The following is a 23,128-nucleotide window of genomic DNA, read 5'->3' on the forward strand; positions in this document are numbered from 1 at the left end:
GCATTGGGAATACCCGCGCTGATACTTCAGGCCTGCGGCATTCCGGATATCGCCATCAAAAAGGCGGACACCAAACTTCCCGAAATCTATGACCAGGGAGCCCAGCAGGAGGAAAACTCCGCTCTTGTAAAATGGAAGGACTTTTTCGACGATCCCTATTTATTAAGCTTGATCGACACAGCGGTCGCCAATAACAAGGAGATCAACATCATGCTGCAACGCATCAGCGTTGCGGAAAACGAAATTCAGGCGCGTAAAGGCGCGTATTTGCCGACGGTCAATTTCGGCGCCGGATCCGGCGGCGAAAAAACCGGCAAATTCACCCGAAACGGAGCGGTGGAAGACAACCTGCAAATCGCCAAAGGACAGCCGTTCCCAACTTTTCTCGGGAACTATCAATTCGGCCTTTTCTCGACCTGGGAGATCGATATTTGGAAAAAGCTGAGAAACGCGACTCAGGTGGCGGTCTTCGAATACATGGCTTCGACCGAGGGAAAGAACTTTTTGGTAACGAATCTTGTCGCCGAGGTTGCGCGGTCATATTACGAACTGATGGCGCTGGACAATCAGCTGGATAATCTCGAACAAAACATCCGCATTCAACAGGACGGCCTGGAGGTGGTGAAGCAGCTCCAGGTCTACGCGAGGTCCAATTCGCTGGCGGTCAAACGTTATGAAGCGGAAGTGGCGAAAAACAAGAGCAGGAAATATGAAATCACCCAGCAGATCACCGTGGCCGAGAATCGGCTCAACTTCCTGCTAGGTAGAACCCCGCAGCCCATCCAGCGCGCCTCCGCCGGCTTCATGGACATCGCGCCCAAGATGCTTCGTATCGGCGCCCCCTCGCAATTGCTGAAAAACAGGCCGGATATCAAAAAGGCCGAGCTTGAGCTGGCGGCGGCGGACCTGAACATCGATGTCGCGCGGGCGAATTTCTATCCCTCGTTCGGCATCAAAGCCGGGGTGGGATTCGAAGCCTTTGCCCTCAAGTACCTGATAAACACGCCGGAATCCTTGGCGGCGACCATCGCCGGCGAGCTGGTGGCGCCCCTCGTCAACCGCAACGCGATTACGGCGGAATATAAAAACGCCAGCGCCAAGCAGATCCAAGCGGCTTATGAATACGAGCAAAGCATCATCAACGCTTACACGGAAGTGGCGAACCAATTCTCGAACATCAACAACCTGGACAAAAACTATCAACTGAAGAAAAAACAAGTGGAGTCGCTGGTCCAATCGATAGACGTGGCCAACCAGCTGTTCAAGTCGGCGCGCGCGGATTACCTGGAGGTATTGCTAACCCAGCGGGATGCCTTGGACGCCAAGAAAGAACTCATCGAAACCAAGCAAAAACAGGTCGTCGCAATGGTGGATCTTTATAAATCCCTCGGCGGCGGCTGGCAGTGATCGCGGGAGGAACGCCGCTCCCGCGCCGCGCGTTCATTTGGCCTCGCTCCAGCTTGCCGCGGTATTGCCCCGCACGCTTTCGTCGTACATGTCGAAGGCGCGGGCCGGCGCGATATTGGCCTTGCCCGGGTGGTTGACGCGCCAGACCTGATACAGGCGGAATTCGCCGCCGGGCTGGATTTTTGCGACGCGAGCGGTTTTGTCCGGGTAGCGCAGGGTTTGCTTCACCGCGCTCCAATAGCTGTCGTCCTTGGGCTGGATTTTAGCGTCGGCCAGATAGGATTCGTCGGCCTCGATGCCCTCGGCGAAAGAAGGGATGGCATCCTCGATAACGATGAATTGGCTGGGCTGGATCGCGCCCGACGCCACGGCGTCGCGCTTGACGCGCACCTCGCTGACGATCACGTCCCCGGCGTGCAACGGCCCGTTGCTTGCAGGCTGCCCGGCAAGATCGACCGGTTCGCTGCCTTTGGCGGTGACGCGGCGGAAGGCGCGCTCCACCGACAATCCCTGGGACAGGGGGGCAACGGCGTCGTAGGGCACGTCGGCGTTGATGTTGACGTAAGCCGCTTCCAGCGGCGCCAGGCCTTCCAGGCGAATTTCGGACAAATTGCCCGCCTCGCCGGGCTGGGCGAACGTTGCGGAGTAGCCGCCGGGGATGGCTTGCAACTCGCCCAGCTTGCCGCCGTCCTTGGCAAAGGCGGCGATTTTGCGGCCGGCCGCCTTGTCCTTGGCGGCTTGCGCCGCTTCCCGGCTGAGCAGGGCGCGGCTGTTGAAGATCACCTGGGCGCTGTCGAAGGTGGAAGTCCAATAGCCGTTTTTCATGGCCGTCAGCAGCGCGTTTTTCGCTTTCGACTCGATTTCCGCCGTGACGCCGCCGAATTCCTCCAGCACCCCCAGGGCGGCGGACAAGCGGCTGGGCATGCCGAAAGAGAATCCCATGGCGCCGTACAGTGCCTTGTCTTCCGCCGCCCCGTCGGCCGTTCCCCAAGCGAGCACCGCGTTTTGTAAACGCAACACCAGCGCCTTCGCTATCGCCTTGTCCTTGAACGCCTGGCCGAAGCGATTCCACGCCTTGTCCTTGTTGGCGGCGAACAAGCGCAGGCTGTTGACCAGGTCGTCCAGGGAGGCGGCCGGATTCTTGCGGGTTTGCTCGACGAAAGCGATTTGCTGCTGCCACGGCTGCTCGTACATGCCCAGTTCGGCATAGCGCGCCAGCACATAGCCGTCGTTCAACCCGCCGGCCTCGCCGGGCTTGGCCAATTTCGCCATCAACCATTGCGTGCCTTTGTCGAAGGAACGGGCCGCGCCTTCGACTTTCAGCTCCGCAGCGAATTTGAGGGCATACAGCGCCGTCACCGTCACCGGCATGCTGGCTTCGGCATCGTTGGGCCACAGGCCGAAACCGCCGTCGGCTTTCTGGTTCTGCACGATTTTCCGGATGCCCAGGGCGGCGTTTTTCTCCGCCTTGGCCAGCACCGGCCCCAGCGGTCCCAACGCCTCGGGCTTGATGCCGGCGCGCTTGAGCAGATCCAATAGCACCAAGTTGGGCACGGTGCTGTGCACCAATTGCTCCGTGCAACCGTAGGGATAGGACACCAGCACCGTGGCGGCGTGCAGGGCGGCGCCGAGCAGGCCGGAGCTGACCTGGATTTGCGCCTGGCGGATGGAGGCCGCGGACGGAATATCGGTCAGCAGGGTGCTGGGGGATGGGCAGTTGGGCAAGGCATTGGCAACGTCGGCCTTTGCGCCGCTATCCGGCGTTGCTGCCGGGGAGCCTTGCGCACCGGTCGCCCCCTCTCCCGTCGGCTGGGAGGGCGCAGCGACGGGTGCGGAGCCGGCCGGGGAAGAGGGAGGGGTCGGCGACGCGCATTTGCCCGCGTCACCCTGCGGCAAGCTGCCGGCAAACACCTGCTCCATGGCCGCCGGCTTCAGCGGCAGGTCGAACTCCTCCGCGCCGCCCACGTGGATGGCCTGGTGCGGCAACAAAGCCACTTTCACCGTCGCCGTTCCCTGATGGCCGGTGCCTTGCACGCGCGCCGGCCACAACGCCTCGGCCTTGCCTTTGAGGCTGAAACGCTCCTTGTCCTTGCCTTGCAACAAGACGGCATCGCCGCCCAGGGACAATGTGCCTTCCAGCGTCACGTCCTGGGGCAGGTGATTGACCAGCTTGACCTTGACGTCCGCTTCTTCGCCTTCCCGCAGGTATTGCGGTCCCAGCAGTTCCACCGACACGTCGGCGACAGTATTGAACTTGCCGGTGGCCTCGCCGACGCGGCCGTCCTTGTCGGCGGCAATGGCGGTGACCAGCCATTCGGTGACGTTGGCGGGCATGTCCACGGTGACGGCGGCCCGGCCCTGGGCGTCGGTGACCAAGTGGGGGAACCAGCCGGCGGTGTCGCGCATGGCTTTTTTCGCCAGCTTGCTCTGGCTCTTCAGGGCGCTCAGGGCGAAGTTGGGCTTTTTCAGCAGATCGGCGTAGCCGTAGCCTTGCAGATCGTCCGAGTAGAAAGTGGACAGATTGATGCGCGGCAACGGATAGAAAAAATCGAATATGCCGGGCCGGAATTCCGCCTGCACCGCGTACACGGCGCGATCCACCACCGACACCGACAGCTCGGTGTTGGCGGCGGGACTGCCGTCGGCGCGCTTCACCTCGAAACGCAACGGGAACGGCTTGAGGGGATCGGTTTCCGGCAGGGACGGCAGTACGGCGATGTCCAGGCGTTTTTCGCGCGGCACGATGCGGAAGCCCAGGGTGCGCTCCTGGTACTTGCCCTGCCCCACCGGCACCGTGACCGTGTGGTAGAAGCCGGTGCCATATTCGGGCTTGGCCTCCACCTCCAGCCAATGGCTGCGGCCCTGCGCCTGGGACGAGCGACTGCCGAAAATTTTGCGGCCGGCGATGGTTTCCCACAGGGTGCCGGCGTCGCTCTTGCCCCAGCCGGCCGGCAGCAGGGCCAATACGCGGGCCTTGTCGCCGGGGCTGAGCACCGTGCTGTCGGTGTACAGTTCCAGCTCCCGAGCGTCCGCCACCGCCTCGCCCTCGGCGCCGCCCACCACCAGCCAGGTCGGCTGGGAGGTGGACTTGGCGCTCATGGGCTTGCCGTCCAGGGTTTCCAGGGTCGCCACGGCGGTCAAACGGCCGCGGCCGGCCAAATCCGGCAGCGCCAGCTCGAAACGGCCTTTGTCATCGGTGGTAAACGGCGCTTTCACCAACTCGCCCTTGGGGCTGCCCGGCTGCTCCAGGGCGATATCCACCACGCCGGAGGCCTTCGGCGCCGGCTTGCCGTCGGGATAGCTGGATTGCAGCAACAGCTTCACGCCCTTGTCGCCCACCGCCGCGATGTTTTTGGAAAAACTCACCGCCGGCTGGGCTTCGGCCAGGGTGGCGTAGAGGCTGTCGGTGAGGATAGCGCTGGAGCCGGCCCGGTCCTGGGCCCGCACCATGAGGGAGTAAATCCATTCTTCCTTGGGCTTGTCCTTGTCGCCCGCCGGCACATCGAACTTGAACGTGGCCTCGCCGGCCCCGTCCAACAGCGGCGCGGTTTCCCAGGAGTTAGCGGAATCCAGCGCTTGGCGCGCTTCGATGGAGCTATACAGCCTTTGCGGCTGGGTGAGGCCGGAAGCCGATTTCACCTGGCCAAAATAGTCCGTGCCGGCGCTCAAGCCGCCGCCGGCCTCCGCCACCCATTGCGGCGCCTCGAATTTCTTGCGGTAAAGGAACACCTCGTACTTGGTGTCCTGCGGCGCGCCGCCGCTGTAGCGCTTGGCGCGGAACTTGACGACGAACGGCTGCCCCGGCGTGACGCTGGGACTGCGATCCAGCAACTCCAGGTAGAAGGTCGGCTTGATGTAGTCGCGCACGCGGAATTCGCCGCCGTAAGGCTTGTCGTCCACCTGCGCCACCAGCCGGTAAAGGCCCGGTGTCTGGGATTCATCCAGGGTAAAGGCGCCGCTGAACGAGCCGAAATCGCTCACGGGCACCGTGGCCTGCAAGCCGTCGCCGCCGCCGTCGGCACGGATCACCGACACCGCCGCCTGCTTGCTGCGGAACGCCGGCACTTTCAGCGCGCCGTCGTCGAAAGCGCGCACCACGCCTTTGTAGTGGAACTCGTCGCCGGGCTTGAAGATGGGCCGGTCGGTAACGATGAACACCGCGTCGTCCTTGGTGACGGTGGGGAGGAAGTCGGTGGCGACCAGGGCGCTGCGCCTTGCTCCCTTGTGGGAAGCATCGGCTGGCACCGCCGAGCCTGCCGCGGCGGCAATTCCGGCCCCCTCTCCCTCAGGGAGAGGGTTGGGGTGAGGGGAAGATAAAAGGCTGCGACCTTTACGCCCCTCATCCCGACCTTCTCCCTGAGGGAGAAGGGGAGAAACGGTCTCCGCCCCAAGTTCTTGCGCAGATTTAGACGGTGAGGATAGATCGGCCGCCTCCACCTTCACCACCAGTTTGCCGTCCACGTTGCCGGCCGGGCTGGCATAGGCGGTTTCGCCGTTGGCGTCGGTGGGCTTGGGGAAAGCCTGCCACTGGCCGCGGCCGTCCCGGTAGCTGACCTTGGCGTCGGCCACCGGCTGCTGCTCGCGGTCGATAACGCGCACCAGCAGCTGTTCGCTGGACTGCTTCACCTGCACCGCCAGGCTGCTGACCTGGATCAGGCACTGCGCCTCGTTCTTGCCCTGCACCGCCTGCAACAGGTAGACGCCGTCGGGCAAGGGGTCGAGGGCCAGGGTACGGACCTTGTAGCGGTCTTCGCTCCAACCGCTGTCGGCGAACCACCAGCCCAGGTCCTGGACGCCCTCGCCCCCCGTTTGCAAATCCACATAGTACTCGCGGGCCAGATCGAAACCGGCCGGGGCGGACAGGATGACCTGTTCCGGCACGGACACCAGATTGCCTTGGGTGGTGGTGACGATGGCCTTGCTGAAAGCCGTATCCTGGAACTGCTTGCGGAAATCCGACTTCAACAGGTTGCGCACGGCGCGCAAAGGCGACCGGGCTTCGTTCAAGCCCTTGGCGAAATAGTGGCCCGGATTCAGCGTGCTGGTGGGCTCCTCGTAACTGCGGCTGATCTGCACCTGCCCTTCCAGGAACTTGTCCAGGTTCTTCGGCTTGAGCACCCGCACCAGCATGGGCTTGTCCGTCACCGTATAGTCCAGGCGGATTTGCGGCTGTTCCGTGTGGGAAAAGCTGCGCTCGGCGGTGAGGTAGAAAGGGCTGCCGGCCTGGGCGGTAGCGCCGGCCAACAGTAAGAGCGCGCCCAGCGCGCCACTTAGCAGCCGACTCAAGGAACGGTCGCGGGCAAGGCCCGCTCCTACGCGATGCGGGATCATGGCGATACTCCTTGCGCCACCGCGTGGCCTGGCAGGGTAACGATGTCGGCGCCGGGCGATACGCTGCCGGCGTAGAAAAGCACGGGCAATTGGCGGAACAGCTTTTCGCTGTCTTCGCGCATGGCTGCCTTGGCCTGTTCGTATTGTTGCTTCCATTGCGGCTCGAAGTCGCCCAGGTCGTCGCCCCCGGCGCCGCCCGCCAGGAACAGCTCGCGCAAGCCGACGCCGGGATTGACGAACAGGGCCAGCTGCGCGGAGGCGAAAGTGGGCTTCAAACCGCCCCGCTCCCAGTCCAGTACGCTAAGCGACTGGCTGGAGCAGGATTCTTTCATGCGGGTGAGCAAAGCGTCGGAGGTTGCGGCGAGAAACACCGTGCCGCCGGCGCAAACGGCGCTGACGCCGGAATCGGCAAGGTAGGCGCCGAACTGGGCCGCCGCGTCGGGGTTGTCCTGACTGGCTACGGCAAATCCCACATCGCCCAGTTGCTCGCCCTGGGCGTCAAGCTCCCACACCAGGGCGACGCCGCTTTCCTTGGGCTCCGCCGTCGCGGCGGCGGGGCCTTGCGTCGCCAGCCGTCGCCAATCGTCCTCCGCCATGCCGGGCGGCAGCCGGAAGCTGGCCGCCACGGCGGCGAAAGCGTCGTGGGGAATGCTGGCAAGCACGCCTTGGAACAGGGCCGGATGCAGGGCTTGCGCGTAACGGCCGGCGGGGAACGTCAACGCGCCCAGCCTGCCCTCTTTCAAGTCGAAGCTGGCGGTAATGTCCCAGACCGGCTTGCCCACCACCACGGGCAGTATCCTGTCGACGAAGGCCTCGGCCCGCAGGGTCAGCGCCACGGGTGCATCGGGCAGGCCGGCGCTTGGCGGCGTCAGGTTCTGGATGACATTGAGCAGGGCTTCCAGGCCGTTGGCGAGGTAAATGCGCTCCTGGTATTCGGTGAGGAACAGGCGCTGCAAGCCGACGCGCATTTCCAGCACCGGTTCGGGCAGTTTCGGTACGCGATAGCCGCTGCGAGCCAAAAGACCGGTGATGGCCGGCAAGGCCTTGATGGCGAACGGGCTCTCGGCCCGCAGGAAGGACAGCACAAAGCCTTTTTTGCCGTGGGAGATGTCGTAGTGCAATTGGGCGCGGGCGGTGATGGCTTCGGTCACCAGCCGCTGCAGGAACTGGCCCTCCAGGCCGGTCAGCCGCAAGTCCTCGGCACGTACGCTGGCGCTGTGCAAAGGCTCGTAGAACAACCCCTGCACGAAACGGCTGGCGAAAATCGCCTGCCATTGGGGACTGTGCTCATAGGCGTCAAGAAAGGCCTTGCCGTCCTGGAAATACAGGGTCAAAGCAATCGGCCGGCGCTTGACGTACCAAGTGGCCGCCTTGGGACAATCCGCCGGGCGCTTTTCCTGGTCCGACAGGCTGGTGGCGTCGCCGGTGTCGCCCCCCAACAACTCCGCGCAGCGTTCTTCCTTCGGCGCGGCCTCCCCCGCCTCCTCGGACTTGGCTGCGCCCTCCTCCGGCTCCTTGACCGTCAGGTCCAGCACCGGCAAACCCGGCCGCGCCAATTGGCCCAAGGGCGCCACCGACAGTTGCCGGTAGAGCAGCGCCGCCGCGGCGGCGGCCAGCGCTACAGCGAGGAGGATCCCGCCGATTTTCCGTCTATTGGCCGTAAGCGGTTCCATTCATAGACTCCTAGGAAGTGGGGGTTGTCGCCGGCGGGAATCCACACCGGGTCGGGCGAGCGGAACAATTCCTCGGCGCGCACCACGCGAACCTGGGCGTCCGCGCCATGGGCACCGTTGTGGTACACGGCCAGATCGTGGGGCGCGTTTTCCACGTACAGCATCAGATGGTACGGCTGGTCGTTTTCCAGCGGCTTGCGGTACACCAGCAAATCGCCGCTGCGGGCCGCTTGCAGCGATTGGGACTTGTGGCGGAAGTTGTAGCCGACCAGGGTTTCCGCGTCGGCGAAATCGCCCCTGCGGGGCTTGCCGCCGCTGTCCACCCCCACTTGCCAAATGTGGGGATACTGGGGAAACAACCGGCGGGAGCGGGACGATACCGTGGGCAAGTGCAAGGCCGGCGGCAATCCCAGCCGGCGGGTCTGGGCGACGGAACGTTCCTTCAAGGCCTCGCGGTAGGCGAAACGCACCAGGCCGGCGCAATCGCGCTGCCTGCCCTCCCACAACGGACTGACTTTCCTGGCCTGATACAAGGCCAGATAGCTGACCGAGCGGCGCAGGGCGTTTTCGTCCAACGGATGCAGGAAACCGGTTTCCTCCGCATCGCCCTCCTGCTCGCGCTTGGGCTCGTCCTTTTTGTATTGGCGGACCTCCGCCGGCATGTCGGCGTCCTTGTCTTGGCCGGGCACGAAAATTTTCGGCGGCTGGCGATTGCCCTGGATCACCACGTAAGCCAGGGTGCGAGTTTCGCCGGGACGGGCCAGCGGGCTTTGGATGCGCCGCTTGGCCTCGGTGGGCAGGCCCTCGTCCAGGATCAAGTCCAGGTTCGCCACCGTGTGCTGCACCGCCCCGCCCGGCCAGTAATTGACGTCGATGCGGAACACGCCCACCGGCGGCGCCGGATGGACGTACAAATAAGGCCCGTAGCCGGCCTGGTCGAAGGATTCGCCCTGGGCGTTGAGGAAAAATATCCCGCCGCTGGGAGAATTGGTGTCGGCCCAATAGACGTGGGTCTTGTCCGGTTCGTAGATGTGCAGGTCGGTGTAGACCGAATCGGTGTCGCTGGACAGCACCACTTTCAGCGGCGTGGGGCTGATGACCGCATCCACGGCGGCGCTGGCGCGGCCTGTGCCCAAGGCGTTGGAACACTCGGCGATGACGGTGTTTTTACCCTTGGCGGCGGGAAACTTGCGGGAAAACGCCCCCTGCTGGGAGCGGATGTAATAACGCACGCCGTTGATGTTGACGACGATGGGATCGGCGGTGGGATCGGAACAGCGGCCCGCCACCTCCAGCTGCATGGCGCTGGTCCAGCCCCCTTCCGGCTTGCTTAAAACCAGCGTGGGCGCGGCTTTGGCCGGCTCGCCCTGCGTCGGACGCTTGCCCCGCCGCGCCAACACGTCCGCATCCTGGCTTGGCGTCGCAACAGCCGCCGCCGCGATCAGCAGCGACAGCGCGGCTACCCACGGCCTTACGGCCCGACCCCCTGGCATGTATCGCGGCATACGTTCCTCGCATTGATTTGCCCACAGCCCAAGCGGAAATTAACACCACTGCAGCGGTTTGCAAAGCGCGGGCGTCGAGCGCAATGAGGCAGGCAGCGAATTCCGGCTACCTTTCTCCCAGGAAAAATTCAAAGGCGCCGGCGCATTCCGGTCCCCTCGCCCTTAGGGAGAGGGACAGGGTGAGGGGATTTAACGGTCATAGCGGTTTAATTCCCCTCATCCCAACCTTCTCCCTGAGGGAGAAGGAGCTGGAAGGCGAAGGCTAACTAACGGCATTGACCCGAGTCCTCTCCCGATGAGAAATGGTCCGAAGAGACTACCAACCGCCAACCGCTCCCAGCAAAATTCCGACCGCGCCGCAGGCGGCAATCACCGGAATGATGCCGGCCTTGAAGCGTATCAACGCCAACAACGCCGCCAGCGCCAGCAGCGCGGCGCGGAAATCGAAAGCGCCGTCCCAGCCCTGCGGCCACAACACGTGATAGGCGAAAAACAGCGCCAGGTTGAGGATCACCCCCACCACGGCGGCGGTGATACCGGTCAGCGGCGCGGTGAACTTGAGGTTGCCGTGGGTGGATTCCACCAGCGGCCCGCCGGCCAGGATGAAGAGGAAACTGGGCAAGAAAGTGAAATAGGTCGCCACGCCCGCCGCCGCAAGTCCCGCCGCGAATGCCTGGTCCGCGCCGTTCCAGCCGCCGAGGAAACCGACGAAGGTGACGATCATGATGAGCGGGCCCGGCGTGGTTTCGCCCAGGGCCAGGCCGTCCATCATCTGCGCCGCGCTAAGCCACTGGAAATGCTCCACCGCCCCTTGAAACACATAAGGCAACACCGCATAAGCGCCGCCGAACGTCAGCAGCGCCGCCTTGGAAAAGAACCAGCCCATTTGCAGCAATACCCCTTCCCTACCCTGGTCCAGCCATAGCCACGCCAAAGGGCCGATCCACAGCAACAGGCCGACGGCCGACAGGCCCAGCAAGCGCTGCCAACGGAAACGGGCGTGCTCCGGCGTCGGCGTGTCGTCGTCGATCAAGGCCGGCCCCGCCCCATGGCGACCGGCGGCGTGGCCGGCTTTCATGGCGAACACCGCCGGCTTGAAATGCCCGCCCACCGAGCCGATGAGGGCGGCGGCCAGCACGATGGCGGGAAACGGCCAATGCAGCAGGAAAATCGCCAGGAACGCCGCCGCCGCCAGCAACCAAAGCCACACGTTCTTCAGCGCCCGCGAGCCGATGCGGTAAGCGGCGAACAGCACGATGGCCGTCACCGCCGGCTTGATGCCGTAAAACACGCCGGCCACAACCGGCAGATCGTGGAAGCGGAGATAGACCCAACTGAGCAGCACCAGCAACACGAAGGAAGGCAACACGAACAGCGCCCCGGCGACGATCCCACCCCAGCTGCGGTGCATCAGCCAACCGATGTAAGTGGCGAGCTGCTGCGCCTCCGGCCCCGGCAGCAACATGCAGTAATTGAGGGCGTGCAGAAAGCGCCGCTCCGACAGCCAGCGCCTGCGCTCCACCAAATCCTGGTGCATGATGGCGATCTGCCCGGCCGGCCCGCCGAAGCTCACGCACCCCAGCTTGAGCCAATACAAGAACGCCTGGGTTCGGGACACCGGCGCCGGTGCGGAATCGGAAGGTTGCGACATGGTTGAATTTCCTCCTAGAGTTGCAAGCGGCGGGCGGGCATGGGCCAATCGTCCGGCTTGTTCGCGCCGGCGGAGAAGCCGATACTAAACGACTGTCACGCCACCGCAAACGACCCCCCATGCGTATTCCCCTCTACCAAATCGATGCGTTCACCAAGCAAGTGTTGCAAGGCAATCCCGCGGCCGTTTGCCCGCTGCGGGAATGGCCGGACGACGCGCTGCTGCAAGCCGTGGCGGCGGAGAACAATCTGTCGGAAACGGCGTTTTTCGTCGGCGGGGCCGGCCGTTACCGTTTGCGCTGGTTCACGCCGACCACGGAGATCGATTTGTGCGGCCACGCGACGCTGGCGGCGGCCCACGTCCTCTACCGCGAACTGGCGGTGGAAAGCGGCGAAATCGTGTTCGACAGCCGCTCCGGCCCGCTGACGGTGCGGCAAGACGGCCAACGCATCACCATGGACTTTCCCCGGCGGGAAGTCCGGCCCCACGGCGAAACCGCCGCGCTAGCCGCCGCCTTGGGACTAGCCCCCGGCCGCGTGCTGGAAGCGGATCACCTGATGGCGGTATTCGACGACGAAACGGCGGTAAGCGCCCTACGGCCGAACCAGCGCCTGCTGGAGCAGTTGGACGCCGCCCTGGTCATCGCCACGGCGCCGGGCCGAAACTCGGACTACGTCTGCCGGGTGTTCGCCCCGAAAATGGGGATCGCCGAAGACCCAGTGACCGGCTCCGCCCATTGCCTGCTGGCGCCCTATTGGGCCGAACGTTTGGGCAAAACCGAGCTTTTCGCCCGCCACCTCTCGCCGCGCGGCGGCGAAGTCTATTGCGACCTGTCGGACAGCGGCGTGCGCATTGCCGGGCATACGGTGAAATACCTGCAAGGCGAGTTGTTCTTGTAAGGATGGGGCGGCGCGCGCTGGCCGCGCCGCCGATTCGAAACCGTGCGGCGGAACCGCCGGGCGTTCCGCCCTACCGTGCAAGGCGTAAGTAAGCGCCGGCGGTCAACGATGCAGCCGCGTCCCCAGCACCAGCCCCGCCAGCATGGCGGCGACGAAAACGACCACGCCGTTTTGCAAAGTCGCCAGCGACACGATGGCGGGACCGGGGCAATACCCCGCCAAGCCCCAACCGGCGCCGAACAAGGCGGCGCCCAGCACCAGCCGGATTTCCAGGCCGTGTTTTTGCGGCAAGGCGAACTCCCGCGCCAGCAGCGGATGGGACTGCCGCCGTATCCAGGCGAAAGCCGGCAAAGCGACGGCCAGGGCGCCGCCCATGACGAACGCCAGGGTCGGATCCCAAGCGCCGGCGACGTCCAAAAAGCCGATCACCTTATCCGGCCGCGTCATGCCGGCGATGCCCAGGCCGGCGGCGAACAGCAAGCCGCAGACGAAACTGGCCAGCAAAGGCAACTGCTTCCTCATGGGTTGCCTCCATGGGTGAAGAACACCGTCGCCATGCCGCTGCTCATGAATACCGCCGTCGCCGCCAGCGAGCGCTTGGACAGCCGCGCCAAGCCGCAAATGCCGTGGCCGCTGGTGCAGCCGTTGGCGAGGCGCGCGCCCAGCCCCACCAGCAGGCCGGCCACGGCCAACTTCAACGGCGACGCGGACGACGCCGCCGGAAAGGCGGCGGGATACAGCAGCGAAAGCGCCAACCCGCCGGCCAGCAAACCGGCGATGAACGCCACGCGCCAGCCCCGGCCGCCGTGGACCGGCGGAAACAAGCCGGCGCAGATGTTGCTGATGCCGGCGATGCGGCCGTTGACATACAACAGCGCGGCGGCCGCGATGCCGATCAATGCGCCTCCGGCGAGCGCAGCGACAAATTCTCCAGACATTGGTGCCCCCAAGGCGTTGCGGTTCAGGACTATCGACAGCCGGCGCGGCTTGCGGATGCGGTGCCGGCCGGGTCGAGCCGCCGCATATTAGCATGCGCTAACTCTTAGGAACACTAATCCCCTGCGGCAGCTTCTGCAACAACGGGCAATTCCACCGAAAAAGTCACGCCCCGTCCGTCCAGGCCGTCGCCGATACGAATCGCGCCGCCGTGCTGCCGCGCCAGCAGATTGGCGTTGTACAAACCCAGTCCCGAGCTTTGGTAGGCCCTTTCCGCCTGCACCCCGAGCCGTTCGAAGCGGTGGAAGACTTTTGCCCTTTCCTCCCGGGGGATGCCCGGGCCGTTGTCCGCGATTTCGATAACGACGCGCTCCTGGTCCCCCTGCGCGCGCAGCTCCACCGTTCCGCCGTCGGGGGTGTATTTCAAGGCGTTGGATAAAATATTGTTGAGCACGTGGTATTGAATACGGCAAATGTCCCAGTGCACCGTGGGCAAAGGCGCCGCCAAGCGCAACCGCAAGTCGATACGGCGCCGCCGGGCCTCTCGCTGAAAAACGCCGGTAATCGTCCCCAGGATGCCGGCCAAATCGGTCACCTCGGTAAACTCCAGCCGCTCCTTGCCCGACTCGATGCGCGCCGAAGACAGCAAACCGTCGATCAGCCGCGCCATGTCCCCGCCCATCGCCACGATGGTGTCCAACCCCTCGGCGACCTCGTCCCGATCCTTCAGGTCCGCTTGGGCGCGCAGGGTATCCTGCAACGCTTCCGCCACGCCCAGGATGACGTTGAGCGGGGTTTTCAAATCGTGGGAAACCATGAAAAGCATGCGATTTTGGCACTCGTAGCAACGGGCAAGCGCGTCATTCCCCGCGGGCTTCGCACCGGCGGGAACACCGCCGGCGGCGACGCGCGCCTTATCGGTTCGCGGTTGTGACATGCGCGCTTCTCCCTTTCCGTCAGTTCCTTGAACTCACCCGAGCCGTCGCGCCGGCGATGGCCGCGGCGGCCGGCGGGTGTAGTCGTTGAATGGGGCCATCCCTGGCTCGGCATCCTGCCGCGATCCTTATCCCTCTCCAGCGGATTCAGCGGGCCTAACTCGAAAAAATGGCCTTAGCTCATCCCTATCCGTTACTTTCCACCGAAGATCTGATCGAACACGCCGCCATCCAGGAAATGCGTTTTCTGGGCCTTGTTCCAACCGCCGAAGGCTTCGATAGTCACCAGTTCGAGCTTGGGGAACTGTTTGGCGTACTTAGCGGCGATTTCCGGGTCGCGGGGACGGTAGAAATTTTTCGCGGCGATTTCCTGGCCTTCCTTGCTGTACAGGTAATCCAGGTAGGCCTTGGCCACTTCCGCCGTGCCGTGCTTGCGCACCACGTCGTCAACCACCGCCACCGGCGGCTCGGCCAGTATGCTCAAGGACGGCACTACGATCTCGAACTTGTCGGCGCCGAACTCCTTGAGCACCAGAAAGGCCTCGTTTTCCCAGGTCACCAGCACATCGCCGATATCCCGCTCCACGAAGGTCGTGGTAGAACCGCGCGCTCCCGTATCCAGCACCGCCGCGTTTTTGTAGATCTTGGCGACGAAGTCCTTGATCGCCGCTTCGTTGGCGCCGAACTTCTTCTGCGCAAAGGCCCAGGCGGCCAGATAGTTCCAGCGCGCGCCGCCGGACGATTTGGGATTGGGCTGCACGTTGGCCACGCCGTCCTTCACCAGATCGTCCCAGTCCTTGATTCCCTTCGGATTGCCCTTGCGCACCACAAACACCATGGTGGAGGTGTAAGGCGCGCTGTTGTTGGGGAACTTGGACTGCCAATCCTCCGGGATCAGTTTGGCTTTCTGATATAACTGGTCCACATCGTAAGCCAGCGCCAAGGTAACTACGTCGGCATTCAAGCCGTCGATCACCGCCCGCGCTTGCTTGCCGCCACCGCCGTGAGACTGTTGCACGGTGACGGTTTCACCCGTCTTTTCCTTCCAATGCTTAGCGAAAGCGGCATTGTATTGCTGGTACAGCTCGCGGGTCGGATCGTAGGACACGTTGAGCAAAGCCACGTCGGCAACGGCCGCACCGCCCCCCAACACGCCAATAACCAGCGCCGCGATGTGTCGCCCCAAGGGCCTTTTCTTAAGATTCACGCTTTATCTCCTTTGATTGAAATCGACTTAGAACACCAACTGGAAACGGGTACCCCAGACGTTTTCGCTGGGACGATCCGTGACTCGGTAAGGACTGGCGGCCGTGCCAGCGCCCGTGCCGCCACCGCCGGTGAAGGAGGTGCGCTCGAAATCGGTCATGATGCGAACGTTCTTGTTGAGGAACCAGTTGAGGCCCACCGCGAAGGAATTCGCTTTCTGTATGGATTTGGTCGGGTCGAGCAGGTAGAACTGCGAGTTGGTCGAGCCCAAATTGGAAAAACTGGCCTTATCCACGGTCAATCCGCTCAAACGCCCCACCACCTGGAAAGCGCCCCAGTTCCCGGCGGAAGGATCGAAAGGCGCCCGCGGCTTGACGCTTTGGAATGTGTTGTCCTCACCGGTCAAGACGTAGGAAGCCTGTATTTGCCAAGCGTGGTTATCCTGCTGGATGGTCTTCTTGACCGTCGTGGCGGCGGTGGCGGCGCCATTGGACGCCAACAGCTTTTGCGACGAATCCACATATTCGCCCAACAAGCCGTAAGGCCCGTAGTACCAATACGCCTGCGGATAAAGGCGATAGTGATCGCCGTTGGCGGTGATGGTGCTGGTGCCCGAGTTGGCGCGAGCCCCTTGGTTCGCGTAGTTGAGGAAGGCGTTCTGCCCGATCGGGCTCACCAATGACGCCGCCGTTGCCGTGGTGCCCGAGGCTACCGCACGATTCATCGGCTGCTCCCAACTGCCTGCGATACCGACTCCCAAGCCGTCCAGGATATCCACGCCGGAATGCTGGAACGGATGGGCGAAGATACGGCCCACGAACTCCTTGTCGTCCTTGGTATCCGTCGTCACGTTGGCGGGACTGGTATTGTCGCCGCTGCCGTTGAACACACCCAATTGGTAACTGACGAAATTCTTGAAGTCCACCGGCCCGCTACGCTTTTCCAACTCATAGCCGGGTTTGGCGAACGAACCGTGCAGCATCACGCCCACTTCGCGGTTGCTCGCCAGATAAGTGGGATACGCCCGCTCCAGGAAGTTACCGTCGGCGTCGCCTTGCAAACGCTCAAGGCTGAGCGGCGTCTTTTGTTTACCGACGCTCAGCGCCGCATAAGGCAGGTAGTTGGCGTCTATGTATGCGTCGAACAGGCTGGAGGTGCTGCCCCCGAATTCCTGCATGATTTTGAAGTCGATGTCCTTCCACAGCGTGCCCTCCAACCAAAGGCGCGCCTGCCTCAGCTCGAACCGGTCAGCGATGTTGTTGCCGCGCGCGGAGTTGCTGCCAGAAGGCGCGTTTCTCGCGTTGTCGTCCATGAAGACCTTGGCGTCACCCTGCAAAGAACCGCGCAAACGCACCGTGTGATCGCCCTCGGCCGACGTAAAGCGTAAACCGTCCGATCCCATTTCGAATTTCGGGGATTTTTTGGCGTTATCCGTCGCCACCTCCTTTTCCACTTCGAACTTGCGTTCCAGCACACGCACTTTGCGGCCCAGATCGTCCAACGCCTGCTTGTCTCCGCTGGCGCTGGTCAAAGCGCCCCCGCCCTGCTTCGCGTCTTTCGCCGCAGCCGGCTGGGCGGCCAGTTTTTGCTCCAGTTCGTGCACGCGCTTCTCCAGTCTCTCCAGCAATGCGTCGCGCGGATCGCTTTTGCCGTGAGCCGGCAGCGCGAACGCCGCCAGCAGGCCAGGAACAGCCGCCGCCAATTTCAAATTTTGCTTTTTTCTACGCATGGAAGTATCCCCTTCAATTACTGGTGGAGAACTTCCGGTGGTCCGGTCAGTTCGGCCGATGCTCTTATTTGGGTTAAACAGACTCGCTCCGGTTATCCGGTGGGTCGGGACTAGCGGTGCGGAACGCGTTCCGCCCCAGTCCGCTGCCAACGTGGCGCACACTCTAATCCGCAACCAACAGATCGCAAAGAAATATAAAGAAATTTGCATATGCATTTTTTGCATATGCAGGCACGACCGACGTTATTTCTTTTGGCGATATCTAGATAGTTTTATGTTCTTTGTGGTTATACAAAAACTCCCTACCATGGTGCCCAAGCGAAAGGACGGGAGGACGGAAAACGCCTCCGCCTAATCAACAGAGGTAAGGCGACATGAGCGGTAACAGTCACAGAATCGACAAGGCGGCCAACAGCTACAACGCCCTATCGAACAACGAATTGCGCGTATTGGAAGCCTTGGAAGGCATTCGCTACGGCGCGGTGGAAGTGACCATCCACGATGGACGCATCGTCCAGATCGAACGCCGGGAAAAACTGCGCCTGGATCAGCCGCCGGCGCTGCGCTAAAGGAGAGAGTCATGCATTTGGATTTATTGGTCGCCCTGTTCAACAAGCGCTTTCAACTGGAGCGCGGCATTCACGAGGCGCCCCTGCGCGTCGTGCGCGGCAAAGTGGAAGGACGCGTGGGAGAACTGCGCCTCACCAGCACGCTGAAGCCCATCCGCCTGGCGGAAAGCCCGCTCATCGTGCAAGGCCACGAGGCGGTGCTGCACGCCTATGTGGAAGGAGGCAGCCCGCAGGCCGCGATGGACGTGTTCGGCGACGCCGAAGGCGTCTCCGTCGTCAATATGGATCGGCTGTGCCGGACGGTGCACATGCTCAACTACCTGCCCTACGCCTGGAACGACGGTTTCCTCAGCGTCGAGGTGAATCCCCGCCACGTGTTGAGCATCAAGCAAAACCACGGCGCCTATTTCGAGGAAGTGCTGGGCCGCTGCGGCCTAACGCCGAAACAGGTGGTGATCAGCGTGCCGTTCGAGCACTTGAGCAACAGCTATCAGCTGGCGCTGGTGCAAGGGCTGAACAACTACCGCAGCCGCGGTTACCAGTTGGCGGTGAGGCTAAGCCAGACCCACCCCGAGCAAATCAAGCAGTCCACCGTATTGGTGACGCGCTTGTCGCCCGATTTCGTCAAGCTGCAGCGGCCGTTTTTGACCGACCGCAACGGACAGGCGGCCTCGGCCCTGCAACTGGAACTGACGCGCAAGCTGGTGTCCATCGCCCGCTTGGCCGGCGGCCTGACGATCCAGAACGGCATCGAAACCGAACAGGACCTGGAAACCGCCAGATCGCTCAAAGCCTATTTACTGGAAGGCGATTATTTCGGCCAACCGGTCAAGCGCAGGGCGCGAGACGCGGCCTAACCCAAACACAGCCCTTAACCCGGAGGTAACGCCCATGTCCGCACTCGCCCCAGCCCTGGCCGTCGATGAATCGGCCGATATCGCCCAAGGCGACCACCGCAGCCTGCAAGTCGTGCTCGCCACGCCGCCGTCGGCTTTGCTGGACCAAGCCCGCCAGCGCGCCGTCGCCGAAGGCTTGAAATACGCCGGCGGCCTGCATCCCACCGAAGCCTGGGTGCTGTTCCAGGCCGGCGCCGCCGTGCTGGTGGACGTGCGCACCGCCGAGGAGCGCAAGTTCGTCGGCCGGGTGCCGGACAGCAAGCACGTCGCCTGGATGACCGGCACGGCCATGATCCGCAACCCGCGCTTCCTGCGCGATTTGGAAAAGGTGGTGACGAAGGACACGGTGATCCTGCTGCTGTGCCGCAGCGGCAAGCGCTCGGCGGCGGCGGCGGAAGCCGCCAGCGCGGCGGGCTTCGGCAACGTCTTCAACGTGCTGGAAGGCTTCGAGGGCGATATCGACAACCAGCAACAGCGCGGCGACAACGGCGGCTGGCGCTTGAGGGGACTGCCGTGGATACAGGATTGAGCACCCGGAGCATGGCCGTGCGCAACAAATGGCTGCCGCAATCCCAGAGCGCCCCGGTCCACAACTGGCAACTGGAACGCATCGTCGCCGAACTGCGCCAAGCGCGCAGCCAATGGCGCGCCGGCTGCGGCCGCGACCGGGAGCTGGGCGGGCGCGAGCTGCCGTCGCGGGACGTGCTGCGCGGCATACTCGACGCCCTCTGCGGCGCGCTGTTCCCCATGCGTCTCGGGCCGGCCGATTTGCGCGAGGAAAGCGAGGATTTTTACGTCGGCCATACCCTGGACACGGCGCTGAACGCCCTGCTGGCCCAGGCCCGGCTGGAGCTGCGCTACACCGCCAGGCACAGCGGCGCTAGCGACATAGACCTGGACGCCTCGGCCGTGGGCATCGTGCAGGAATTCGCCGCCGCCCTGCCGCGCCTGCGCGCGCTGTTGGACACCGACGTCATGGCCGCCTATCAGGGCGATCCGGCGGCGCGCAGCGTGGACGAAGTGCTGCTCTGCTACCCCGGCATCATGGCGATCATCCACCACCGCCTGGCCCACCAGCTGTATGGCGCCGGCCTGCCGCTGCTGGCGCGGCTGATCGCGGAAATCGCCCATTCCGATACGGGCATCGACATCCATCCGGGCGCCTCCATCGGCGGCGGCTTTTTCATCGATCACGGCACCGGCGTGGTGATCGGCGAAACGGCGGTGATCGGCGAGCGGGTGCGGCTTTACCAAGCCGTGACCCTGGGAGCCAAACGCTTTCCGGTCGGGGCGTCGGGCCTGCTGGAAAAAGGCCTGCCGCGCCATCCCATCGTCGAGGACGACGTGGTGATTTACGCCGGCGCCACGGTGCTGGGCCGCATCACCATCGGCAAGGGCTCCACCATCGGCGGCAACGTCTGGCTCACCCGCAGCGTGCCGCCGGGCAGCACGATCACCCAAGCGAACGCGCAGAACGAATCGTTCAGGGAGGTGGCGAAGTAAAAACAGGATTGTCCAGTAACCCCCAACAACCATAGACAGCAACCACACAATCAGGAGCTATCCCATGGCAGAAGCCATTCAGGACGCGCAGCTCGCCTTAAGCGACAACGCCGCCCGCCAACTCGCCAACGCCACCAAGACCGTCCCGCAGCTTTCCACCATCAGCCCGCGCTGGCTGGTGCACTTACTGCAGTGGTCGCCGGTGGAAGCCGGCATCTTCCGCCTCAACCGGGTGAAGAACCCCCGCGACGTGCGCGTGGCCTGCGCCAAGCGCGACGAGTCGGAGCTGCCGCAGACCTTCGTCGATTACGAGGAACAGCCGCGCGAGTATTTCCTCAACGCGGTCAGCACCGTGCTGGACGTGCACACCCGCGTGTCCGACCTATACAGCAGCCCCCACGACCAGATCCGCGAACAGCTGCGCCTGACCATCGAGACCATCAAGGAGCGGCAGGAAAACGAGCTGATCAACAACCCGGAATACGGCCTGCTGGCCAACGTGGACGAAACCCAGCGCATATCCACCCTTACCGGCGCGCCCACCCCGGACGACCTGGACGAGCTGATCACCAAGGTGTGGAAAGAACCGGGCTTTTTCCTGGCCCACCCGCTGGCCATCGCCGCTTTCGGCCGCGAATGCACCCGCCGCGGCGTGCCGCCACCCACAGTCAGCCTGTTCGGTTCGCAGTTCCTCACCTGGCGCGGCATCCCGCTGATTCCGTCGGACAAGCTGCCCATCGACGAGGAAGGCAAAACCAAAATCCTGCTGCTGCGCGTCGGCGAAAAACGCCAGGGCGTGATCGGCCTGTACCAACCGGGACTGGCGGGCGAGCAGAGTCCGGGGCTGTCGGTGCGCTTCATGGGCATCAGCCGCAACGCCATCGCTTCCTACCTGATTTCGCTGTACTGCTCCCTGGCGGTACTGACGGAAGACGCGCTGGCGGTGCTCGAAGACGTGGAAATCGGCAAATATCATGACTATCCAGACACTTACAAATAACCCGCTGGACGCCCTGGGCGCCGCGCCGCCGGACTTTCCGGACGTGGCCTCCCTGGCGCAGTTGGCAAACGCCTTCTTCCAGGCCCTGCCGGGCAGCGAAGCGCTGGTGGCGGTGCCGCCGGCGCGGGCCAGCCAGCCGGATTTGCAACTGGGCGGCCCGTCGGCGCAATTGACGCCGGCCGTCGAGCCCGGTTCGTTGACCGCCGGCGCGCCGGCGGCACCGGCCGGCGTGTCGCCGCAATTCGGGCGCTCCGTCGCGCCGGAACTGCCGGCGGGCTTCGCCCCGGCGCTGCCGCTGGAGGCTTTGTCGCCTGCACACGAAGACCCCGTTGGTTGGGTTAGCGGTTCTCCGCGTCACCCGACATCGGCGGCAGCGCAGGCCTATTATTTCCTGGGCGAAGGCCAAACGGATGCCGTTCCGTCCGCCCTGCCGGATGCCGGCGGGACGGAAAACCGCGTGACGCCGCAGCCGTTCGAGTTGCCGGGCAGCGGCGAGCTGGAGCGGGTGTTGGACACGCTGTTCGTCGACGCGCCCGCCCCGGCCAAACCCTCCGCCCCGGCGGCCGGCCAGTTCTATTTCCTGGAACAGAACGCGCCGTCCCTGGAAAAAGCCCCCGATGCGGCCGGCCAACCGGTGGCACGGGTTGCTTTCGACGTGCAGGCGGTGCGGCGGGACTTTCCCATCCTGGCCGAACGGGTCAACGGCAAGCCGCTGGTGTGGTTCGACAATGCCGCCACCACGCAGAAGCCCCAGGCGGTGATCGACCGGCTGGCCTACTTCTACGCCCACGAAAACTCCAACATCCACCGCGCCGCCCACGAGTTGGCGGCGCGGGCCACCGACGCCTACGAAGGGGCGCGCGACACCGTGGCGCGCTTCCTCGGGGCCAAGTCGGCCCAGGAGATCGTGTTCGTGCGCGGGGCGACAGAGGCCATCAACCTGGTGGCCAACACCTACGGCCGGCAGCACATCGGCGAGGGCGACGAGATCGTCGTCTCCTTGCTGGAACACCACGCCAACATCGTGCCCTGGCAGCAGCTGGCCGCCGCCACGGGGGCGAAAATCCGCGTGATCCCGGTGGACGATTCCGGCCAAATTCTATTGGAGGAATACGCCAAGCTGCTGAATCCCCGCACCAAGCTGGTGGCCCTCACCCAGGTGTCCAACGCCCTGGGCACGGTGACGCCGGTGCGGGAAATCGTCGCCCTGGCCCACGGCGTCGGCGCACGGGTGCTGGTGGACGGCGCCCAGGCGGTGTCGCACTTCCGGGTGAACGTGCAGGCGCTGGACGCGGACTTCTACGTGTTCTCCGGCCACAAGGTGTTCGCCCCCACCGGCATCGGCGCGCTGTACGGCAAGCTGGAGCTGCTGGAATCCCTGCCGCCCTGGCAGGGCGGCGGCAACATGATCGCCGACGTGACTTTCGAGAAAACCACTTACCAGGGCGCGCCGGCGCGCTTCGAGGCCGGCACCGGCAACATCGCCGACGCGGTGGGGCTGGGCGCGGCCATCGACTACCTGGAACGCATCGGTTTCGACGCCGCCGGGCGCTACGAGCACGACCTGCTGCGGTACGCCACCCACGGCCTGCAAACGGTGCCGGGCCTGCGCCTAATCGGCACGGCCCGGGACAAGGCCAGCGTGCTGTCCTTCGTGCTGGCCGGTTACCGCACCGAGGAAGTGGGCGCGGCGCTGAACCGGGAAGGCATCGCCGTGCGTTCCGGCCACCACTGCGCCCAGCCCATCCTGCGCCGTTTCGGCTTGGAAGCCACGGTGCGGCCGTCGCTGGCTTTCTACAACACCTGCGAGGAGGTGGACCTCTTGGTGGCGACCTTGCATCGGCTGGCGCGCGGGCAGCGCAGCAGCCTTAACTGAACCACGGAGACA

Annotated in this window: 17 protein-coding genes; 8 read left to right on the forward strand and 9 right to left on the reverse strand. The window is 64.1% G+C overall.

The window, feature by feature from the left end; translation table 11 throughout:
• The first annotated feature begins 3 nt into the window (after window positions 1-3).
• On the forward strand, window positions 4-1,407 hold the full coding sequence (locus tag K5607_RS10070) for a TolC family protein (protein ID WP_246598822.1): 1,404 nt from the start codon (window positions 4-6) through the stop codon (window positions 1,405-1,407).
• A 33-nt stretch (window positions 1,408-1,440) separates the two neighbouring features.
• On the opposite strand, the gene K5607_RS10075 is transcribed toward K5607_RS10070, so the two are convergent.
• From K5607_RS10075 to chrA, 4 genes are all read right to left on the reverse strand, one after another.
• Complete coding sequence (locus K5607_RS10075; protein ID WP_221046941.1) at window positions 1,441-6,738, reverse strand: MG2 domain-containing protein; 5,298 nt, start codon at window positions 6,736-6,738, stop codon at window positions 1,441-1,443.
• Window positions 6,735-8,411, reverse strand: coding sequence for a hypothetical protein (locus K5607_RS10080; protein WP_221046942.1), 1,677 nt, complete (start codon window positions 8,409-8,411; stop codon window positions 6,735-6,737). The genes K5607_RS10075 and K5607_RS10080 overlap by 4 nt, the downstream gene beginning before the upstream one ends.
• A complete protein-coding gene (locus tag K5607_RS10085; protein WP_246598823.1) occupies window positions 8,357-9,904 on the reverse strand; it encodes a DUF1175 family protein in 1,548 nt (515 codons plus the stop codon). Before K5607_RS10085 ends, K5607_RS10080 begins: the two co-directional genes overlap by 55 nt.
• A gap of 328 nt (window positions 9,905-10,232) precedes the next feature.
• Window positions 10,233-11,567: a chromate efflux transporter gene (chrA, locus tag K5607_RS10090; protein ID WP_221046944.1), complete on the reverse strand. Its 1,335-nt coding sequence runs from the start codon at window positions 11,565-11,567 to the stop codon at window positions 10,233-10,235.
• A 119-nt stretch (window positions 11,568-11,686) separates the two neighbouring features.
• Here chrA and K5607_RS10095 point away from each other — a divergent pair, with 119 nt between their 5' ends.
• Window positions 11,687-12,466, forward strand: coding sequence for a PhzF family phenazine biosynthesis protein (locus tag K5607_RS10095; protein ID WP_221046945.1), 780 nt, complete (start codon window positions 11,687-11,689; stop codon window positions 12,464-12,466).
• Between the two features lie 102 nt (window positions 12,467-12,568).
• Here K5607_RS10095 and K5607_RS10100 read toward each other — a convergent pair whose 3' ends face one another.
• The 5 genes from K5607_RS10100 to K5607_RS10120 all read right to left on the reverse strand — a co-directional run bounded on the left by K5607_RS10100 (window position 12,569) and on the right by K5607_RS10120 (window position 17,272).
• A complete protein-coding gene (locus tag K5607_RS10100; RefSeq protein WP_246598824.1) occupies window positions 12,569-12,988 on the reverse strand; it encodes a DUF6691 family protein in 420 nt (139 codons plus the stop codon).
• Window positions 12,985-13,404, reverse strand: coding sequence for a YeeE/YedE family protein (locus K5607_RS10105; RefSeq protein ID WP_221046946.1), 420 nt, complete (start codon window positions 13,402-13,404; stop codon window positions 12,985-12,987). Before K5607_RS10105 ends, K5607_RS10100 begins: the two co-directional genes overlap by 4 nt.
• 113 nt (window positions 13,405-13,517) lie before the next feature.
• A complete protein-coding gene (locus K5607_RS10110) occupies window positions 13,518-14,228 on the reverse strand; it encodes a sensor histidine kinase (protein WP_054773899.1) in 711 nt (236 codons plus the stop codon).
• Between the two features lie 302 nt (window positions 14,229-14,530).
• Complete coding sequence (locus K5607_RS10115) at window positions 14,531-15,511, reverse strand: sulfate ABC transporter substrate-binding protein (protein WP_343222987.1); 981 nt, start codon at window positions 15,509-15,511, stop codon at window positions 14,531-14,533.
• Between the two features lie 60 nt (window positions 15,512-15,571).
• On the reverse strand, window positions 15,572-17,272 hold the full coding sequence (locus K5607_RS10120) for an OprO/OprP family phosphate-selective porin (RefSeq protein ID WP_221046947.1): 1,701 nt from the start codon (window positions 17,270-17,272) through the stop codon (window positions 15,572-15,574).
• 374 nt (window positions 17,273-17,646) lie between these two features.
• On the opposite strand from K5607_RS10120, the gene K5607_RS18250 reads away from it, so the two are divergent.
• From K5607_RS18250 to K5607_RS10150, 6 genes are all read left to right on the forward strand, one after another.
• Window positions 17,647-17,841, forward strand: coding sequence for a YezD family protein (locus K5607_RS18250; protein ID WP_054773897.1), 195 nt, complete (start codon window positions 17,647-17,649; stop codon window positions 17,839-17,841).
• Window positions 17,842-17,852: 11 nt separating this feature from the next.
• The gene (locus K5607_RS10130; protein WP_054773896.1) at window positions 17,853-18,698 is read left to right on the forward strand and encodes an EAL domain-containing protein; all 846 of its coding nucleotides are present in this window, start codon (window positions 17,853-17,855) and stop codon (window positions 18,696-18,698) included.
• A 34-nt stretch (window positions 18,699-18,732) separates the two neighbouring features.
• Window positions 18,733-19,266 carry a rhodanese-like domain-containing protein gene (locus tag K5607_RS10135; RefSeq protein ID WP_082411587.1) on the forward strand — a complete coding sequence of 178 codons (534 nt, stop codon included), beginning with the start codon at window positions 18,733-18,735 and terminating at the stop codon, window positions 19,264-19,266.
• The gene (epsC, locus tag K5607_RS10140; protein ID WP_246598825.1) at window positions 19,251-20,240 is read left to right on the forward strand and encodes a serine O-acetyltransferase EpsC; all 990 of its coding nucleotides are present in this window, start codon (window positions 19,251-19,253) and stop codon (window positions 20,238-20,240) included. The genes K5607_RS10135 and epsC overlap by 16 nt, the downstream gene beginning before the upstream one ends.
• Window positions 20,241-20,304: 64 nt before the next feature.
• The gene (locus tag K5607_RS10145) at window positions 20,305-21,240 is read left to right on the forward strand and encodes a family 2A encapsulin nanocompartment shell protein (RefSeq protein ID WP_221046948.1); all 936 of its coding nucleotides are present in this window, start codon (window positions 20,305-20,307) and stop codon (window positions 21,238-21,240) included.
• A complete protein-coding gene (locus K5607_RS10150; protein WP_221046949.1) occupies window positions 21,215-23,116 on the forward strand; it encodes a family 2A encapsulin nanocompartment cargo protein cysteine desulfurase in 1,902 nt (633 codons plus the stop codon). The genes K5607_RS10145 and K5607_RS10150 overlap by 26 nt, the downstream gene beginning before the upstream one ends.
• The last annotated feature ends 12 nt before the right edge of the window (window positions 23,117-23,128 follow it).

Source organism: Methylogaea oryzae (genome assembly GCF_019669985.1).
In the GTDB taxonomy this organism is placed as follows: domain Bacteria; phylum Pseudomonadota; class Gammaproteobacteria; order Methylococcales; family Methylococcaceae; genus Methylogaea; species Methylogaea oryzae.

What these genes read in the sequence shown, in the direction of transcription:
- K5607_RS10120 (WP_221046947.1), bottom strand. Translation starts at nt 17,272, where the DNA reads ATGCGTAGAAAAAAGCAAAATTTGAAATTGGCGGCGGCTGTTCCTGGC.
- K5607_RS10145 (WP_221046948.1), top strand. Translation starts at nt 20,305, where the DNA reads ATGGCAGAAGCCATTCAGGACGCGCAGCTCGCCTTAAGCGACAACGCC.
- K5607_RS10135 (WP_082411587.1), top strand. Translation starts at nt 18,733, where the DNA reads ATGTCCGCACTCGCCCCAGCCCTGGCCGTCGATGAATCGGCCGATATC.
- K5607_RS10110 (WP_054773899.1), bottom strand. Translation starts at nt 14,228, where the DNA reads ATGCTTTTCATGGTTTCCCACGATTTGAAAACCCCGCTCAACGTCATC.
- K5607_RS10095 (WP_221046945.1), top strand. Translation starts at nt 11,687, where the DNA reads ATGCGTATTCCCCTCTACCAAATCGATGCGTTCACCAAGCAAGTGTTG.
- K5607_RS10080 (WP_221046942.1), bottom strand. Translation starts at nt 8,411, where the DNA reads ATGGAACCGCTTACGGCCAATAGACGGAAAATCGGCGGGATCCTCCTC.
- K5607_RS10130 (WP_054773896.1), top strand. Translation starts at nt 17,853, where the DNA reads ATGCATTTGGATTTATTGGTCGCCCTGTTCAACAAGCGCTTTCAACTG.
- K5607_RS10085 (WP_246598823.1), bottom strand. Translation starts at nt 9,904, where the DNA reads ATGCCAGGGGGTCGGGCCGTAAGGCCGTGGGTAGCCGCGCTGTCGCTG.
- K5607_RS10075 (WP_221046941.1), bottom strand. Translation starts at nt 6,738, where the DNA reads ATGATCCCGCATCGCGTAGGAGCGGGCCTTGCCCGCGACCGTTCCTTG.
- K5607_RS10150 (WP_221046949.1), top strand. Translation starts at nt 21,215, where the DNA reads ATGACTATCCAGACACTTACAAATAACCCGCTGGACGCCCTGGGCGCC.
- K5607_RS18250 (WP_054773897.1), top strand. Translation starts at nt 17,647, where the DNA reads ATGAGCGGTAACAGTCACAGAATCGACAAGGCGGCCAACAGCTACAAC.
- K5607_RS10105 (WP_221046946.1), bottom strand. Translation starts at nt 13,404, where the DNA reads ATGTCTGGAGAATTTGTCGCTGCGCTCGCCGGAGGCGCATTGATCGGC.
- chrA (WP_221046944.1), bottom strand. Translation starts at nt 11,567, where the DNA reads ATGTCGCAACCTTCCGATTCCGCACCGGCGCCGGTGTCCCGAACCCAG.
- K5607_RS10100 (WP_246598824.1), bottom strand. Translation starts at nt 12,988, where the DNA reads ATGAGGAAGCAGTTGCCTTTGCTGGCCAGTTTCGTCTGCGGCTTGCTG.